General features: G+C 44.9%; 20 protein-coding genes. 14 read left to right on the top strand and 6 right to left on the bottom strand.

From position 1 onward, the window contains the following. The first annotated feature begins 59 nt into the window (after positions 1–59). From Q7U10_01855 to Q7U10_01870, 4 genes are read left to right on the top strand one after another with little or no spacing between them, the layout of a single operon-like run. Positions 60–806 (top strand): TlyA family RNA methyltransferase, encoded by a 747-nt coding sequence (locus Q7U10_01855; GenBank protein ID MDO8281364.1) that lies wholly within the window; start codon positions 60–62, stop codon positions 804–806. Positions 807–859: 53 nt separating this feature from the next. After that, positions 860–1,081 carry a type II toxin-antitoxin system HicB family antitoxin gene (locus Q7U10_01860; GenBank protein ID MDO8281365.1) on the top strand — a complete coding sequence of 74 codons (222 nt, stop codon included), beginning with the start codon at positions 860–862 and terminating at the stop codon, positions 1,079–1,081. Further along, a complete protein-coding gene (locus Q7U10_01865) occupies positions 1,078–1,311 on the top strand; it encodes a type II toxin-antitoxin system HicA family toxin (GenBank protein ID MDO8281366.1) in 234 nt (77 codons plus the stop codon). Before Q7U10_01860 ends, Q7U10_01865 begins: the two co-directional genes overlap by 4 nt. A gap of 25 nt (positions 1,312–1,336) precedes the next feature. After that, positions 1,337–1,933, top strand: coding sequence for a hypothetical protein (locus Q7U10_01870; GenBank protein MDO8281367.1), 597 nt, complete (start codon positions 1,337–1,339; stop codon positions 1,931–1,933). Between the two features lie 59 nt (positions 1,934–1,992). On the opposite strand, the gene Q7U10_01875 is transcribed toward Q7U10_01870, so the two are convergent. The 3 genes from Q7U10_01875 to murJ are packed head-to-tail and all read right to left on the bottom strand — an operon-like array spanning position 1,993 to position 5,100. After that, positions 1,993–2,877 carry a PhzF family phenazine biosynthesis protein gene (locus tag Q7U10_01875; protein MDO8281368.1) on the bottom strand — a complete coding sequence of 295 codons (885 nt, stop codon included), beginning with the start codon at positions 2,875–2,877 and terminating at the stop codon, positions 1,993–1,995. 5 nt (positions 2,878–2,882) lie between these two features. After that, on the bottom strand, positions 2,883–3,506 hold the full coding sequence (locus Q7U10_01880; protein ID MDO8281369.1) for an MBL fold metallo-hydrolase: 624 nt from the start codon (positions 3,504–3,506) through the stop codon (positions 2,883–2,885). Between the two features lie 25 nt (positions 3,507–3,531). Then, positions 3,532–5,100, bottom strand: coding sequence for a murein biosynthesis integral membrane protein MurJ (gene murJ, locus Q7U10_01885; protein MDO8281370.1), 1,569 nt, complete (start codon positions 5,098–5,100; stop codon positions 3,532–3,534). An 81-nt stretch (positions 5,101–5,181) separates the two neighbouring features. Between murJ and rpsT the strand changes: the two genes are divergently transcribed. Beyond that, positions 5,182–5,478, top strand: a complete 297-nt coding sequence (gene rpsT / locus Q7U10_01890) for a 30S ribosomal protein S20 (GenBank protein ID MDO8281371.1) — start codon at positions 5,182–5,184, stop codon at positions 5,476–5,478. Here the strand turns inward: rpsT and holA are convergent. The 3 genes from holA to leuS are packed head-to-tail and all read right to left on the bottom strand — an operon-like array spanning position 5,447 to position 9,415. Continuing rightward, entirely contained in the window at positions 5,447–6,400 is a 954-nt protein-coding gene (gene holA / locus Q7U10_01895) for a DNA polymerase III subunit delta (GenBank protein MDO8281372.1), read from the bottom strand. The genes rpsT and holA overlap by 32 nt on opposite strands. Beyond that, positions 6,390–6,938 (bottom strand): LPS assembly lipoprotein LptE, encoded by a 549-nt coding sequence (lptE, locus tag Q7U10_01900; GenBank protein ID MDO8281373.1) that lies wholly within the window; start codon positions 6,936–6,938, stop codon positions 6,390–6,392. The genes holA and lptE overlap by 11 nt, the downstream gene beginning before the upstream one ends. Positions 6,939–6,973: 35 nt before the next feature. Next, entirely contained in the window at positions 6,974–9,415 is a 2,442-nt protein-coding gene (leuS, locus tag Q7U10_01905; GenBank protein ID MDO8281374.1) for a leucine--tRNA ligase, read from the bottom strand. A gap of 166 nt (positions 9,416–9,581) precedes the next feature. On the opposite strand from leuS, the gene bamA reads away from it, so the two are divergent. The 9 genes from bamA (at position 9,582) to Q7U10_01950 (ending at position 17,949) form a co-directional block, all read left to right on the top strand. Next, positions 9,582–11,885 (top strand): outer membrane protein assembly factor BamA, encoded by a 2,304-nt coding sequence (gene bamA / locus Q7U10_01910; protein MDO8281375.1) that lies wholly within the window; start codon positions 9,582–9,584, stop codon positions 11,883–11,885. 50 nt (positions 11,886–11,935) lie between these two features. Continuing rightward, entirely contained in the window at positions 11,936–12,460 is a 525-nt protein-coding gene (locus Q7U10_01915; protein ID MDO8281376.1) for an OmpH family outer membrane protein, read from the top strand. After that, entirely contained in the window at positions 12,457–13,488 is a 1,032-nt protein-coding gene (lpxD, locus tag Q7U10_01920; GenBank protein MDO8281377.1) for a UDP-3-O-(3-hydroxymyristoyl)glucosamine N-acyltransferase, read from the top strand. Before Q7U10_01915 ends, lpxD begins: the two co-directional genes overlap by 4 nt. Then, positions 13,478–13,918, top strand: a complete 441-nt coding sequence (fabZ, locus tag Q7U10_01925; protein ID MDO8281378.1) for a 3-hydroxyacyl-ACP dehydratase FabZ — start codon at positions 13,478–13,480, stop codon at positions 13,916–13,918. Before lpxD ends, fabZ begins: the two co-directional genes overlap by 11 nt. Next, entirely contained in the window at positions 13,911–14,693 is a 783-nt protein-coding gene (gene lpxA / locus Q7U10_01930) for an acyl-ACP--UDP-N-acetylglucosamine O-acyltransferase (protein MDO8281379.1), read from the top strand. The genes fabZ and lpxA overlap by 8 nt, the downstream gene beginning before the upstream one ends. After that, a complete protein-coding gene (gene lpxI / locus Q7U10_01935) occupies positions 14,684–15,538 on the top strand; it encodes a UDP-2,3-diacylglucosamine diphosphatase LpxI (GenBank protein MDO8281380.1) in 855 nt (284 codons plus the stop codon). Before lpxA ends, lpxI begins: the two co-directional genes overlap by 10 nt. Continuing rightward, a complete protein-coding gene (locus tag Q7U10_01940) occupies positions 15,531–16,454 on the top strand; it encodes a Gfo/Idh/MocA family oxidoreductase (GenBank protein MDO8281381.1) in 924 nt (307 codons plus the stop codon). Before lpxI ends, Q7U10_01940 begins: the two co-directional genes overlap by 8 nt. Positions 16,455–16,467: 13 nt before the next feature. Beyond that, a complete protein-coding gene (locus Q7U10_01945; protein ID MDO8281382.1) occupies positions 16,468–17,577 on the top strand; it encodes a DegT/DnrJ/EryC1/StrS family aminotransferase in 1,110 nt (369 codons plus the stop codon). Between the two features lie 63 nt (positions 17,578–17,640). Next, positions 17,641–17,949: a hypothetical protein gene (locus tag Q7U10_01950; GenBank protein MDO8281383.1), complete on the top strand. Its 309-nt coding sequence runs from the start codon at positions 17,641–17,643 to the stop codon at positions 17,947–17,949. Positions 17,950–17,994 lie beyond the last annotated feature (45 nt).

A 17,994-nucleotide genomic window follows, 5' to 3' on the forward strand; every position in this document is an offset into this window, starting at 1 on the left:
ACAGTTATCATAATAATTCCAAAGAAATAATGAAAGCGCGATGGTAAGATATACAAATCATGAAGGAAACGGGAACAAAAAAGACGCGCCTGGATAAGCTCATCTTTGACAAAGGCCTTGTTGAAAGCAGGGAGAGGGCAAGGGCAGCCATTATGGAAGGCAATGTTCAGGTCAACGGTGTTGTTGTCGACAAGGCAGGTTCACTCGTAAAACCCGATGCGCAAATTGAAGTCCTTTATAAAATGCCTTATGTCAGCCGCGGCGGACTGAAGCTTGAGCAGGCGATAAAGGAGTTCAATATCAATGTCAGCGGCAAGCGAGCCATGGATGTCGGCGCATCAACCGGAGGCTTCACAGACTGTCTTCTGCAGAATGGCGCGATGAAGGTTATCGCAGTTGATGTCGGGTACGGCCAGTTCAGCTGGAGCCTGAGGCAGGATGAAAGGGTTGTGCTTATTGAAAAGACGAATATCAGATACCTTCCAAATGACATCATCCCGTATAAACTCGACATTATAACCATTGATGTCTCATTTATATCTCTGTTAAAGGTCATCCCCAAGATATTGGAATTTCTTAAACCTTCAGGAGAAGTTGTCGCGCTGATAAAGCCGCAGTTCGAGGCTGAAAGAAAGGACATCGGCAAGGGCGGCGTGGTAAAAGATGACAAGAAACGGCTTGAGATCGTTGAGAATATAAAGAACGAATTGCTCGGGATGAAACTTGATGTCATCGGCGTGACCGAATCGCCCATCAAAGGGCCGAAGGGGAATGTGGAGTATCTGATCTATTTCAGGAAGCCCTGAACTTAATTTGAATTTGTTATAATGCTGTATACACCAATAGGACAGGAGGATCAATGCATAAAATAGTTGGATATGTCGAGCGAGACACTGAAACAGGATTATACGTGGGAATTGTCCCGGGCATACCGGGCGCCCATACACAAGCTGAAACATTAGATGAACTACAGACAAATCTCAAAGAAGTAGTTGAATTATGCATAGAGGAAATGGACGCTGAAGCAAAGAGCAATTTACCGGAATTCGTTGGACTTCAGCAATTTGAGGTTGCCGTTTGAGCAAGCTGCGGCTTGTTGACGCAAAAACTGCTGAGAAATTATTGCTCTTCCTTGGTTTCGTTAGAGTCCGCCAGAAAGGAAGCCATGCATTTTACAGACATCCTGACGGCAGAACAACCACATTGCCTCATCACAAAGGAAGGATACTGTCCCGCCCATTACTAAGAGAAATCCTGAAAGAGATAGAAATCACTGTTGACGACTACAATCAATATATAGAAAAGCTGTGATACAACATAATACATAATCTGAATAATGAAAATAATATTCTATACCATAATTATTCTGGCAAATTTAACCGGTATCTCATTCGCTGATGAAATAGAGAAAGAAAAATATGTTGATGTTCCTTATTTCAATCTTTTGCCATACAACACAATTGAAGATGCTTTTAAAGTATTTGGAAAATCAAGAATATATGAAACAAAGCTTGCGCATAATTTCGTTCAATACTATGATCCCCAACAAGAAATAGAAATCATATTTGCTCTATATGGTTGGGATAATAAGATATGGACAATAACAATACATAAGACAGATAGATATAAAGGTTTATCTAATGACTCAGTAGTTGAAGATATTATTGCTGATACAACTTATACAACAAAGGTAGGCGAACTGACTAAAACAGATATTAAAGAACCACTTACACAAAAAGGCATTCGGTTGAATATGACAAAAGAGGAAATAGATAAAATTTTAGGAACTAAAATTGATATTAAAGATAATACAGCAAATATAGGATGGGAGACTCGTCAGGAGGGCAACGAAGTTACTGATTATGGTGGAATTAATTTAACCTTTAACGAAGGTAGATTAATATCAATCGCATGGTATGGAGTAGACCCATAAATCGACTCAAATGGTCTCAGTTCCGACAAATCGCCTGAAGAAGAATTCGGAATAAACTTTCACACCAATTCCCCTCTGCTAACCATTATTACCTTTCCACCAACTGATATATCAATAGCCCCACCCTTCTCTTCCGCATTAACAAGAATGAGAGAACGCCTACCAATCTCGTAACCCTGTTCAACACGTATGGATATTTGTTTATCTCTAAAATAACCGTGCTTCACAAGATATCCGCCAAGACAGCCGTTCGCGCTTCCGGTTGCCGGATCTTCCGGTATGCCATAGTAGTCAGCAAACATCCTTGCATTGAGGTCATTGCCCTCTTCATAAGTCTCAGGCGAAAAGACAAAGATAGCCTTGGCTTCGGTCTTATTGATAAGCTCAAGATATTTATCTTTGTTGATGCTGCACTTCTTTACCGCCTTCATTCCCTTAAGCGGAGTAATGATAAATGGGAGACCGGTTGATACTTCCTGAACCGGATATCTGCTGTCAATGTCGTCTGCGTCAAGCCCAAGAACTTCAGCGATAACTTCAGCGCCTATCACCTCACCAAAGACAGGCTGTATCTGCCTCATCCATAATGTCTCAGGAGAATTATCTTTGTAATTGATAGTGACCGTTATCTGTCCGATCTTGAGATTGAGTATTAAAGAATCGACACATTCTTTGATTATCTCCTGCTGTATTACATATGCCGTGCCTAATACCGGATGGCCTGCAAAAGGAATCTCATGAGCCGGAGTGAAGATGCGCACATCATATGCGCCATTGCGTTTGTCATCTGAGAGGATGAATGCCGTCTCTGAGAAGTTTATCTCCTTTGCTATCTTCTGCATAACAGCATCTGAGATCGAAGCTGCGTTCCTGACAACCGCAAGCTGGTTACCGGAATACTTCTCCTGAGCAAAGACGTCTAAGATGTAAAAAGGATTCTTCAATTTACTTAAAGCTCGTTCACAAAGAAGTTATCTCTCTTCTCGCGGCCTATCGTTGTCTCGTTGCCGTGGCCTGCATATACCTTTGTATCATCAGGAAGCTCAAGCAGCCTCCTGAATGAATCTTTCAATCTCTCATGGCTCCCGCCCGGGAAATCAGTCCTTCCCACTGAACCCTGAAAGATTGTGTCACCAACCATCAAAACTCCCTCACCATAAAGGCATATACCGCCGGGGCTGTGTCCGGGGACATGAATGACCTTGAAGTTAAGACTGCCCGCCTTCACATCATCCCCTTCCGAAAGGAAACCATCAGGGTCAGGAAGGTCGGCCACATCAAAGCCCCAGAAAGAGGCATGCTCTTTTGCCATGTTATATGTCTCAAGATCCTCTTTATGTATCAGGATTTTCGCGCCTGTCGCAGCCTTTATCTCTCCCGCAGCGCCCACGTGGTCGAAATGGGCGTGCGTGCATATTATCGCGGTGATAGTCAGGCCACCATCCTTTATGGCGTCATTGATCCTGTCGCCTTCATCACCGGGATCGATCACGATCGCATGTTTTGTCTTTTCATCTACGACGATATAACAGTTTTCCTGAAGCGGCCCTACAACAAATTTCTTTATTAACATGACTCCTCCTGATCTGAAAAAGTGATTACGCCCTGCCCTTCCGTTCTTTGTATATCTTTATTAAATGCTTCAGCTCTTCGCTTCCCATAAAATGCATAAGCAAAACATATACAGCAAGAAAAACTGCTATCGCGACAGCCAGCAGTCCGGCCTTCTCCATGGTTATCCCGCTCTGCATCCATATGTCGCTTCTGATAATGAACCAGCTTAAAAGCCCTGTCACAGCGGAGGCGACGGATACTTTAATAAAAGAGATGCCTATATTCCTGCCGTCAAGCCTTCCGAGTTTCTTCTTCAGCATGAAAAAGAGGATGCCGAAATTGACTGACGCGGCAATGGAATTGGCAAGAGCAAGCCCGCTGTGCTGCATCGGCTTCATTAATATGAGGCTAAAGATAATATTTGTCAGCATGGCAACAACGGCGACCTTCACCGGCGTCTTCGTATTCTGCATGGAATAAAATCCTGCGGTAACTATCCTCATGCCGACGATGGCCCATATCCCCAATGCATAAAAAAGCAGCGCCTGCGCAGTCCCTGCAGTAGCGGCATAGTCGAACTTCCCTCTCTGGAAAAGTATATTAACTATCGGTTCTCTCAGAAATATCAGTCCTGCCATTGAAGGTATCGTTATAAAAAAGAGCAGGCGCAGCGCAAACGAGAAGTCGCTCCTCAGTTCATCAAAATCCCCTTTGGCAGCATGTGCTGAAAGTGCCGGGAGGATCGCCATGCCCATTGCAACGCCGAACATGCCGATGGGAAATTGTATCAGCCTCATTGAGTAAAAAAGATACGTGATGCTCCCTGAAGGCAGAAACGAAGCGAGGATATTGCTCACAACTATATTTATCTGATTTACCGATAAGGCAAGCGTGGCAGGTATCAGCAGAAGCGCCATCTTTTTAATGCCGGGGTGGCTGAAATTCATGTTAAAGCCAAGCCTGTATTTGTTCTTAAAAAATGTTGGAAGCTGAAAGGCGAACTGAACAAATCCGCCGACCATCATGCCTATCGCGGCAACTATGATTGGCCGGCTTGACCTTGATTCAAATATCAAAATACTTATGATCAGGGTTATATTGAGCATCGCGGGTGCGAGAGCCGGGATAAAAAACACCTTCTTGATATTCAGCGCGCCCATGACCAATGCGGCAAGGCTGATGAATAAAAGAAACGGCATCATTATCCTTGTCAAAAGCACGGTGAGAGAGAACTTCTCAGGAGAACTTAAAAATCCCGGAGCAAGCGCGGTAACTATTTCCGGAGAAAAAACAATGCCCAGGATGCAGACTGCTCCGACCACAATAACAATAAAGGTGAAGGCTATCTTCACGAGTCGGTTGACCTCTTCCTCTCCATGTTTCTGCCTGTATTCGGTCAAAACCGGGATAAGCGCGGCTGACATGGAGCCTTCGGCAAAGAGTTCCCTTAGCAAGTTCGGTATCCTGAATGCGGCAAAAAAGGTATCGGAAAGCCCTGTCGCGCCGAAATACCGTGCAAATATCATATCCCTTATAAAACCGAGTATCCGGCTGATAAGGGTTGCTGCCGACATCAGTCCGGCGGCCTTTGTTATTTTTCTTTTTTCATCCATATAGCTTGACTTTATTATCTCCCATGATGTAATTTACTTACTCATTAAGACTAAGAATATAAGATAGTTGGAGGTAGAGCATTGGCTACTAAGCCCCCGGTAAAGAAGAACCTGTCAACACTCAAAAGAGTCAGGCAGGCAATAGCAAAAACAGAGAAGAACCGCTCCGTCAAGAGCTTGGCAAAGACCCTGACCAAGAAGATCGAAGCAGAGGTCAAGAGCAAGAACATTGAAAACGCAAAGGCTGCTCTGAAAACAGCTGTCTCAGCGATCGACAAGGCTGCGAAGACTGGAATAATCCACAAAAGCACCGCTTCCAGGAAGATATCCCGTATTACAAAGCTTGTCAATTCGCTCTCCTCTTCTGAAGCAGTCTGATAAGCAATATCTCCAGCACAAGCTCAGGCCTTCCGCTGCTCTTTATAGCTACGTCAGCCTCATGCAGTGTCTGAAATATACGCTGAAAAGCATCTTCATTGTATGATTTAACATGCTTTGAAAGCATGTTAAAAGTTGACATCCGCATCTTCTGCGGCTTCTTCCCCTTATTAAGCCAGAGATTATAAAACTCCCGATAGTGCCAGTTAAGTGTCCCCAGGACAGAGGTTGCAAGCATCTTCTCTGAGAGAATGGATTCAAGTATCATGAAAGCCCTTGTCCTCTGCTCCGCGACAAGCGCATCAATAAGATTAAAAGTAGTGTACTCCCTGACAGCGCTTATTGATGAGGCGATATCCTTTTCATCTATCCTCTTTTTACCCGACATTGAGAGCTTATCAACCTCAGAGGCAAGGAGCCCCGCATCAAACCCGACATAATCGATAAGGCAGTCTACTGCTTCGCCTGTCATCTGAATGCCCTTGTCAGAGGCAAGCCGCTTTATCCATGCCGGTATATCTCTCTCCTCTATTCCGAGTTTATATAACTTCCACGGGATATCAGACAGCTTCTTGACCGGCGCCTTTTGCGAAAGGACAATCATGCAGGTGTTTTCAGAAGGTTTCCTGAAGTACGGCAGCAGAGAATCAACAGCTGCCTTTGAGTATTGATTGAAACCCTTAAGCACTACCAGGCGCCTGCTGGCCATAAAAGGCAAGGTGGATGCGGCGTCAATTATCTGGCCGGGGTCAGAAGACGGGTAAAAGAGGTCATAATTAAAATCAGCCTGGGATGAAGAGACCACCCTTTCAACAGCCTTCCTTAAAACATCATCGAGAAAATAGTCTTCTTCACTCCAGAAGTAATAGAGATCTTGCAGCAGGCCTTTCTCAATTTCCTTATCCAGAGCGCTATTCAACATACCGGATTATTATCCTGCTGACTATCTCCCTGGAAATCTCGGTAAAGGCCTTGTCTATAGCCCTCTGCTTCTGAACAACATATTCGCTCACTGACCCTGTGGTCTCAAACGTAATTCTTATAGGTGACTCCACTGAGGTAAATTCAGTGATACTGCCGTTGTCAGTCAGCCTCATATCTACCCTTAAGAGCAGCTCCTGCTCCTTTACGCGTTCATCAACAGCCGCGATGGTGCTCAGCATAAAAGTTGCAATCGTTGTGTCAAGGGAAACATCTCCTCCGGCAGACATGACCTTTACCCCATGTGCCAAAAACTCCTTTGAGAGCGCATAATGAAGCCTGTCCTCAAGTCTCGGCTCATAAGTGTTGTTCTGAACCTGCCTGATGGTTATGGAGTTAAAAGGCAGATTTTTTGAACCGATGATGCTGTAGCCGCAGGAACTGATAAGTAAGAACGGGAAAACAAGAAGTAAGAAACAGATATTATTCCGTGAACGTCTACTAATAAATGCCATTGATTCGCACCTTGTGTTTTTCATTTTCTGTCGCTCAATTCTTAGGTAGAGGTTTTCAGTTATATAACGATGTTGACCAGTTTGCCCTTTATAACTATTACCTTCCTGGGCTTCATGCCTTGCAGATAATCCTGGATCTTCGGGCTGCTGAAGGCCAGTTCCCTGACAGCCTCATCATCAAGCCCGGCCCGGATCATACACTTGCTCCTCACCTTGCCGTTTATCTGAACGACCAGTTCAATGACCTCTTCTTTTACTAACGCCTCGTCCCAGACAGGCCACTCTTTATGATGGATGCCTTTATCTTCACCGATCTCTTTCCAGAGTTCTTCGGAGATATGAGGCGCAAAAGGTGAAAGAAGAAGGATCACATTTTTAATAGAGAACCTCAATACACCGGCATCCTGAGCGCTCTCAAGATTGAAGGCAGTTGCCTCATTGACCAGTTCCATTAAAGCTGCGATAGCGGTATTAAAATGATAATCACGCTCTACACTGTCTGTCACCTTCTTGATGGTCTGATGTGTCTTGCGAAGCAGCCCTTTTGCGCTGTCTGTCAAACCGGAAAGATCAGAACGCTCTTCCGCCCTATTGCCGGACATTTCCTTGTTATATCTGTAAACAAGCGCCCATACTCTGTTAAGGAAACGGGAAGCGCCTTCAACCCCCTTGTCAGACCACTCGAGGTCTTTTTCAGGCGGAGCGGCAAAGAGGCAGAATATCCTCATTGTGTCAGTACCGAACTTTTTAATAAGATAGTCTGGGTCCACTACATTGCCCTTGGATTTAGACATCTTGGTGCCGTCTTTTATAACCATGCCTTGTGTAAGAAGTTTCTTAAAAGGCTCGCCCGCCTTTATCAGTCCGAGATCCCTCACCACCTTGGTAAAGAACCTTGAGTACAGCAGATGCAGGACTGCATGTTCTATACCCCCGATATACTGGTCAACAGGCATCCAGTATTCAGCAGCAGCAGGGTCAAGGGGTTTATCAGCGGTACTTGGGGATGTATATCTCAAAAAATACCAGGATGAATCCACAAATGTATCCATGGTATCGGTCTCTCTCCTTGCGCGGCCTCCGCATTTCGGGCACTTGGTAATAACAAAATCCATGAGTTCGGCTAAAGGAGAGCCGCCCTTTGCGGTAATTATGACATCCTGTGGAAGGAGAACCGGGAGCTCAGCATCAGGAACAGGGACTATGCCGCAGGATTTGCAATAGATGACAGGGATCGGTGTTCCCCAATACCTTTGACGGGATATCCCCCAGTCCCGCAGCCTGTAATTGACAACTTTTTTCCCGACACCCTGCGCCTCAAGATAGAGAGCGATCTTCTCTTTTGCCTCTCTGCTGTGAAGCCCTGTGAACTGCGCAGATTCAACGAGAATGCCCTCATCCTCAAAGGCCTCTGTCATATGCATGCTCTGCACCTTATCAAGGGATAAGACAACAGCCTTTAAAGGAATATGATATTTTGCCGCAAAATCAAAATCTCTCTGGTCATGGGCAGGAACAGCCATGACAGCTCCTGTCCCGTATCCCATAAGCACAAAATTAGAGACCCAGATCGGTATCTTCTTATTTGTCAGCGGATGAAGCGCATAGTAGCGGGTAAATACCCCTTCCTTTTCTTCCGGGTCATCTGAAAGCGACTCAATATCAGACAGTACTTTTTTATCCTTGATCTCCTCTGAAATAAAGGGATGCCCCTTTGCAATGCTTAAGAATGTGGCCCCGTATAGAGTATCAGCCCTTGTGGTAAATACCCTTATCGTCTTATTAGTGCCTATTACCTTGAAGTTAACATCCGCACCCTCGCTTCGCCCTATCCAGTTATGCTGCATCGCAAGTACTTTTTCAGGCCAGTCTTTAAGATCCTCCATGTCACGGAGAAGCTCATCAGCATAAGATGTGATCTTAAAGAACCACTGTTCAAGATTTTTCTGTATTACAGCGCTGTCACACCGCCAGCACTGTTCATCTATAACCTGCTCGTTCGCAAGTACCGTCTCACAGGAGGGGCACCAGTTAACAGGCGAGAGTTTTTTGTATGCCAGCCCCTTATCCAGCATCCTGACAAAGAACCACTGGTTCCAGCGGTAATATTCAGGGTCGCAGGTGGCAAACTCTCTTGACCAGTCATAACTGAGGCCGAGCCTTTTTAACTGCTTCCTCATGTAATCTATGTTTTCATAGGTCCATTTCGAAGGATGCGTCTTATTCTTGATGGCTGCATTCTCAGCCGGCATGCCAAACGCATCCCATCCCATAGGATGCAGGACATTAAACCCCCGCAGCCTCTTATACCTGGAGATAACATCGCCTATCACATAGTTCCTGACATGGCCCATGTGTATCTTGCCCGAAGGATAAGGGAACATCTCAAGGCAGTAGAATTTCGGGAGATCGGAACGTTCCGTGACCCTGAAAAGGCCCGCATCCTCCCAGTATTTCTGCCACCTCTCCTCAATATCCTGCGGTGTATATCTCTCTTCCAAAAAAACTCCTCTGTGTATCCATTTTGCTGAATGTTATATGAAAATTATTTTAGCATAATCATTATATTTTAATAGATATCATATCATATATATACCATAGAATTAAGTTGGATTTTAGGTAATCATAGTGCTATACTAACATTTATTTTTATACAAGGAGCATTACGTGATAAATAAAACCGGCCTACAAAATTGCCCTGCAAAAAGCATCAACAGCCTGATTCACTTGACAGTATTTCTGGTCATTTCAGCCTTTATCTTTACGGCAATTCTTGCGGGTTCAGCCGCCGCTGCGCCGCTGATCAAATCTATAGATATCACCGGGAACAAAAAGATCGAGGAAGCTACCGTTCGTTCAAAGATGAAAAGCATCGTAGGAGAACCTTTTTCAGAAAGCACGGTTCAGGATGATATAAAGAGCATCTACAGCATCGGATACTTTGACGATATCAGTGTAGAGATCGAACAGTTTGAAGGCGGGATCAAACTTATCTTTACCCTGCAAGAGAAGCCTACTATAGTCAGCATTGATTTCCAGGGGAACGAGGAGTTTGAGGCAGAAAAACTCAAGGAGAAGGTAACTATTGCCTCCGGTGCGATCGCCAATCCTCAGCTGATCGCTGATAATGTTGAAAAGATCGTATCTTTTTACCAGTCAGAGGGATACTGGCACGCAAGAGTAATCCCGGTCATAAGGGAGATCTCCGAAGATGCGGTTGCGCTGACCTTCCAGGTTGACGAAGGGAAAAAGGTCGTGATCAAAGATATCACTTTTGAGGGAAACTCCGCCCTGTCCGACAAGAAAATAGAAAAAGTGATGACGACAAAAGAGTGGTGGCTTTTTTCATTCATTACAAGCTCAGGCAAATACAGCAAGGATGCGCTAAGCGCTGATATCGAAAGGATCAGGGACCTTTATAACAGCAAAGGGTACATATACATTGTTATATCTGAGCCTGAGATAACATTAAACCCGGAAAAAACAAAACTATTTATTAAGATAAATATATCTGAAGGCGATCAGTACAAGGTCGGAGATGTCAAGTTCGCCGGAAATACTGTCTTTGAAAACAGCCGGCTCTCTGCCGGGCTAAAGACCATTTCTGGAGAGATATTTGACAGAAGCGCGCTCCGTGGGGATATAGACAATATTGTTGAGCTTTACATGGAAAAAGGGTACGCCAGAGCTGATATCAACCCGCTGATAGATGTTGATAAGGGGAAAAAGACCGCAGATATCACCATGGCGATAACAGAAGGCGCTATCTTCTCCATCGGAAGGATCGAGATATCAGGCAACAAAAAGACACGCGATAAAGTTATAAGAAGAGAGATGAGGCTTGATGAGGGGGAAACATTCAACAGCAAGCTCCTTAAAAGAAGCTACGAGAGAATAACTAACCTCAATTTCTTTGAAAGCGTTAATATCACCCCGCTCCCAAGCGTTGAAGAATCGCTTATTGACCTGCATGTAAATGTAGAGGAAAAGCTGACCGGCATGTTGAGCGTCGGAGGAGGATACAGCTCGGTAGATAAATTTATGGTCATGGGCGAACTCACCCAGGCAAACCTTTTTGGCAAAGGCCTTTATCTGAAGTTCAAGGCTGAATTAAGCGCCACAAGAACCAATTACAATATCTCACTCAGAGACCCATGGTTTATGGATCAACCTATCTCGGCATCAATGTCACTCTATAATGAGTCATTTGAATATCCAGACTACGACAAAAAGACCACCGGCGGTTCAATAGGATTCGGCAAAGAATTGTCAGAATATGTCGCCGGAAACATCGTCTATAATATTGAGAGTGTTGAGATCACAAATGTGGTGAGTAGAACCTCTTCACTTATCTCAGACCAGATAGGTACAAGTATTACAAGCAGCATAAGCCCTTCCATATGGAGGGACACGCGGGATAACTATATAGACACCACAACAGGTACAAGGACGGCACTATATACAACTGTTGCCGGCCTGGGAGGAGACAACTACTTTGTAAAGGGGGTCATTGATTCCGGCCGCTATTTCCCTCTCTTCTGGAATACCGTCTTCAGTCTTCGTGGCCGTTTAGGATATGCTTCAGGTTTTAATGGAAAAGAACTTCCATTATATGAAAGGTTCTATGTTGGAGGAATAAATACTGTAAGGGGCCTTTCATTCGGTGAAGCAGGCCCGAGAAACCCCAATGGAGAAAGGATCGGCGGCAACAAGGAAGTGATCTTTAATGCAGAGTTTATCTTCCCGCTTGCAAAAGAGGCCAAGTTAAATGGCGTTGCATTCTTTGATGCAGGCAGGGCCTTTGAGAATAATGAAAAGATATATATCAATGACCTCCGGCCGACCACAGGTTTAGGCGTCAGGTGGACATCTCCTTTTGGCCCTATCAGGCTTGAATGGGGATACAACATTGACCCGAAGCCTGATGAGAGCTCCAGCAAGATAGAATTTACAATGGGCGGGGTCTATTAACCTTATAAACAAAACTTTTAAATAAATCTACACGACTTTAAGGAGGATACATGAAAAGGATCATTTTGTTGTTTGTTGCATTATCATTTTTCAGCTTCAGCGCACACGCAGGAGAAATAAAGATCGGATATGTCGATTTCAAAAAAGCTGTGAGTGAATCAGACCAGGGGAAAGAGGCCTTAAGCGCTCTGGAGAAGATGGTGAACGAAAAGAAAGAGGTTATAGATGCCAAAGGAAATGAGATTAAAAAACTTGATGAAGAACTGGCCAAACAGGCCTCTGTCCTCACACCCGAAAGCCTGAAGAAAAAGCAGAGTGAGCGCGAAAAGATGATCAGAGACTACCAGAGAATGGTAAAAGACTCTGAAGAAGACCTTCAGAAAAAAGAGATTGAATACATTCAGAAGATATCAATAGAACTTAGAGATCTTCTTGAGAAGCTCGGGGATAAAGAAGGCTACACCGCTATCTTTGAAGTAGTTGAAGGCGGCATCCTTTACATGCCTAAAGGATTTGACCTGACCGATAAGGTCATCAAAAGCTTCAATGAAACAACCGCTGCTGCAAAAAAATGAAACTAAAGGAAGTGGCTGATCTGATCGGCGCTGAAATATCCGGAGACCCCGGGGTTGAGATAACCGGGGCATCCGGTATCCGTGATGCCGCTGCTGGCGACATTACTTTTCTCTCAGCAAAAAAATACGCCAATGAGATTCGTAATACCATGGCCTCCGCAGTAATACTGAAAAAAGAATTCAAAGACCTCGTTGCTAACTCACTGATAGTCGATAATCCCCAATATTCCTTTGCCATGCTCCAAAGAATTCTTTACATAAAGCCCCAAAAGGCGACAGGCATAAGCGAAAGGGCGGTCATCGGGAAGAATGTGAATTTTGGTGATGAAGTTAATATTCATCCTTTAGCTTTTATCGGGGATGATGTCTCTCTCGGATCCAGGGTCACAATATATCCCGGGGCCCACATTGGAGAAGGAGTGACGATAGGTGATGATTCAGTCATATATCCCAATGTATCTATATACGGGGAGGCAACGGTCGGCAAACGCGTAATTATACACGCAGGCGCTGTTATAGGCTCTGACGGTTTTGGATTTGTTAAAGATAAGGGCACACATCATAAGGTTCCCCAGGTCGGGGGCGTTATGATTGAAGATGATGTAGAAATTGGCGCAAATGTCACTATTGACAGGGCTGCCATGAAGAAGAGCCGCACTACTATCGGTGCCGGCACAAAGATCGATAACCTCGTGCATATCGCACATAATGTCAGGATCGGGAAGAACTGCCTGCTCATTGCACAGGCCGCGATAGCCGGTAGCGCAGAGATCGGAAACGATGTTATAATTGCTGGGCAGGCAGGAGTTGCAGACCATATCAAGATAAGCAACGGCGCTGTCATAGTTTCTCAGTCAGGCGTAACAAGGGACATTCCTGAAGCACAAGTCTTTTCAGGAAGTCCTGCCATTCCTCACAAAACCTGGCTTAGGGTTCAAAATATAATCACAAAGCTCCCGGAATATATTAAACGGCTGCAGATGCTTGAACGCAAAGTAAACAAGGAGGATCCTTCAAATGATGGATAACCGCGAAATACAGAACACTCTGCCGCACAGATTCCCTTTTCTTCTGGTGGACAGGATATTGGAACTGGAGCCGGGGGTCAAGGCTGTCGGCATAAAGAATGTGACAATAAACGAGCAGTTCTTTCAGGGGCACTTCCCTGACTTCCCGGTAATGCCGGGGGTTCTGATAGTTGAGGCGATGGCGCAGGTAGCAGGCATACTCGCTTTTAAGTCAGGCGCCAAAGAGGGCAGTTCCGTGTTTTTTATGAGCATCGAAAAAGCAAAGTTCAGAAAACCGGTTGTGCCCGGAGACCAGCTTCGTCTCGAACTAAACGTCATCCAGCATAGAGGCAATGTCTGGAAGTGCGGCGGCAAGGCATTTGTTGACGGCAAACTCGTATCAGAGGCTGAACTTACGGCAATGGTCACAGAGGATCCCAAAAATGGCTAAGACAAAAATACATAGCACATCAATAGTATCATCCACTGCCAAACTGGGTGACGGAGTGGACATAGGCCCGTTCTGCATCATAGGAAAAGGAGTAAAGATAGGAAAGAACACAAGGCTTGTGTCTCATGTCACTATCAAGGATGCCGAGATAGGGAGTGACTGTGTCATATATCCGTTCTCAGCTATAGGACTTGCACCGCAGGACACCAAATATAAGAATGAAAAAACAATGGTAAAGATAGGAAACAATAATACCATCAGGGAGAGCGTTACCATACACCGAGCCTCAGTTGACGGGAACGGACGGACTGAGATCGGCGACAATAATTTCATCATGGCTTACTCACACATCGCCCATGACTGCAAGCTGGGGAACTCTATAATAATGGCAAACACCACCACACTTGCCGGCCATGTCGAAGTAGAGGATTTTGCGGTTATCGGAGGCCTGGTTGCGGTACACCAGCATGCAAGGATCGGGGCATGCTCCATGATCGGGGGCGTCAGCGGTGTAAGCATGGATGTCCCGCCATATACTATGGCTTCAGGGAACAGGGCAAAACTTTACGGTTTAAACACAACTGGGATCAAACGCCAGGGAATTAAAGACTCATCGATCAAAGAACTGAAATCAGCTTATAAATTGCTCTTCAGAAGCAAGCTTACACTTAAAGAGGCAATTGATAAGGTCAGGAGTGATCTGAAGCAGACAAATGAGATCAAGCACCTTCTCAAGTTCATTGAACATAGCGGAAAAAGAGGCATATGCCGGTAAAGGCGCCACGCGATACTGATAATACCAAGACATTAGGCATCATAGCGGGAATGGGGCATCTCCCAAAGGTCGTGGCAGCAGAAGCCCGAAAAAAAGGTTATCGTGTGACAGGATTTGCACTACAGCCGCCTTCTGATGACTCACTCAAGGATTTTGTTGACGATTTTCACAAGGTCAATATCGGACACTTCGGCAAGCTGATCTCACTGATGAAAAAACTGTCAGTTACAGAAGCGGTAATGGCAGGTAAAGTGCCGAAGAGCCTTCTTTACAGTAACAAGATGAAGCTTATACCTGATATGAGAACTGCCAAGGTGCTCTTCTCACTGAAGGACCGCTCAGATGATACTATAATGCTTGCAATTGTCAAAGAGCTTGAAAAAGACGGAATAAGGCTCTTGAATACGACATCCTTCACTTCTGACTCTCTTGTGCCTGAAGGCATACTGACAAAGAAAAAACCGACAAAAGAGGAATCGGAAGATATAGAATTCGGATGGAAGCTTGCAAAAAAGATGGGGCAGCTCGATATAGGACAGACCGTAATTGTGAAAGACAGGGCTGTTATGGCTGTTGAGGCGATTGAAGGGACTGATGAAGCTATCATGAGAGGCGGCGCTCTCGCAGGAAAAGGGGCAGTAGTCATCAAGGTAAGCAAGCCGGATCAGGATATGCGTTTTGACGTTCCTGTAATAGGCATCGACACCCTGCTCTCCATGCAGAGTTCAAAGGCGGGAGTGCTTGCGATCGAGGCCGGCAAAACTATCATCATTGATATTGATGAATTCATAAAAGAGGCTGATAAGGCAGGAATATCAGTTATAGGAATAAAGAAGAATGATTAAAGTCGGGGTCATAGGCGTTGGTTCCATAGGAAGGCATCACGCGAGGATATATGCTGAAATGAAGAATGCAACCCTTGCCGGCATTGTTGATCATGACATTGCAAGGGCACGGGAACTTGCTTCTAAGTACAATTGCAAAGCCTATAAAGACCATATGGGGATGATGGATGAAGTGGATGCCGTAAGCATCGCTGTTCCTACGACACTCCACTATAAGGTCGCAATGGACTTTCTCAAACATGGCAAAGACATACTTGTTGAAAAACCTATAACATCCACCCTGCAGGAGGCTGATGATCTGATATCAGAAGCTGAGAGAAGGGGACTGATAATTCAGGTGGGGCATCTTGAGAGGTTTAATTCGGGGGTCTCGCTCATAAGCAGCATGGTCGAAAAGCCCAGCTTCATTGAATCCCAGCGCCTTTCACCATTTCTAGGAAGGGGCATAGATGTTGATGTAACTCTTGACTTAATGATACATGATATAGATATAATACTCAGCCTTGTAAATTCAGATATAGTCGATATCCGCGCAACCGGCGCCTCCGTACTCACGGATAATATAGATGTCGCGCATGCCTGGATAGAGTTTGAGAACGGCTGTATCGCTGAGGCTGTCACAAGCAGGATGGCTGAAGAGAAGAAGAGGCAGCTGAAGGTCTTTCAGCACGACGCATTTCTGAACCTTGATTATCAGAATCAGGAAGTCACCTGCGTAAGAAGGCACGGCGCTGAAGTTAAGAGTGAAAAGCTGAAGGCTGAGACAAAGGAGCCTTTAAAAGAAGAGCTGATCTCATTTATTGACTCTGTAATTAACAGGACAGCGCCAGTTGTATCAGGCCACGCAGGCAAAGAAGCCCTAAAGATAGCGCTGAAGGTCTCTGAACTGGTCCGTCGCGAAAACAGGAAAACTTAGGCATCGTAATCATATGACAAACAATAAACCGACAATACCTATGCTCGACCTTAAGATCCAGTACAATTCACTTCGAACTGAGATCGAAAAAGCCATTCACGAAATATCAGAAAGCGGTATCTTTATTCTTGGCCCGAATGTAGCTGCCTTTGAAAAAGAGGTCGCGGCATATCATGGCGTCAAATACGCTGTCGGAGTCGCATCCGGAACAGACGCGCTCCACCTCGCGCTCAAAGCAACAGGCATCAAGACCGGTGATGAAGTTATCACAACCCCTTTCACATTTATAGCCGCTGCCGAAGCGATAACCTATGACGGCGGTGTCCCTGTATTTGTTGATATCGACAGAGAGACCTTCAACATAGATCCGGTAAAGATAGAAGAGAAGATAACTCCAAGGACAAAGGCCATAGTTCCTGTGCACCTGTTCGGGTCGCCTGCCAATATGGATGAGATCATGGCGATAGCAAAGAAACACAATCTCAGGGTCATTGAAGACTGCGCGCAGGCGTTCGGCGCGAAATATAAGGGCAAGGCCACAGGAAGCATCGGAGATGCAGGCTGTTTCAGTTTTTATCCAAGCAAAAACCTTGGAGCCTATGGAGACGGCGGCATCATTGTGACCGATGACCAGGATATATATGATACTGTTAAACTGCTGCGCAACCACGGGAGCGCTGTAGTATATCACCACAAGTTTGTCGGCTATAACAGCAGGCTTGATGAGTTTCAGGCAGCGATACTCAGGATAAAACTTAAACATATAGATGTCTATAATCAGAAGAGGCGTGATATCGCAAAAACATACTCGTCGCTGCTATCCGGCTCTGTAAAGTGCCCCTCCGTACCGTCAGAGACAACACATGTTTACCATCAATACACCATAAGGTCAAAAAAACGGGACTTTATAAAAAAAGTGCTTGCTGATAATGCAGCCTCATCCGTAGTCTATTATCCCATCCCGCTCCACCTGCAGGAGGCATTCGGCTACCTCGGCCATAAGCCGGGTGATTTCCCTGAAAGTGAAGCTGCTGCGAATGAAGTTCTATCTCTCCCTATTTATCCTGAAATGGAACAGGACAAGGCAGAGTATATATCTAAAATCATCTTGAGTTGTCTTTGACCGGTTTGCAATTCAAAAACAGATAGTTTAAGTTATAAAAAAACAAGTTGTCTACAGGTCTATATGAGCGACATAAAGAGACACATAAGGGCCGGCTTTACAGATACCTTTACCCGCATGTTTTCTATCCTTACCATAATCTTCGGCCTTCTTTTGTTTTTCAAAGTGATGGATCCGGTATTTGAGGGCAGTGAAAACTTTGATCTATTCCTTCTTCTTCTCGGGTTGCATGGGGTAATAACAAACCCCTATGATGCAGGAAGCGTCAGAAAGCTTCTATGTAATATCAGCTTATTGGCCGCGTTTATATTGATAATATATTCAGTCGTTCTGTTATTTAAGAAATTTGGCATGATAGGCACCATGTCTTAACACACCGCCTGTTTGCTAATAACTGCTTTTCTTATTCCTGCCTTG

It is taken from the genome of Thermodesulfovibrionia bacterium, assembly GCA_030646035.1.
Lineage (GTDB): Bacteria > Nitrospirota > Thermodesulfovibrionia > UBA6902 > UBA6902 > JACQZG01.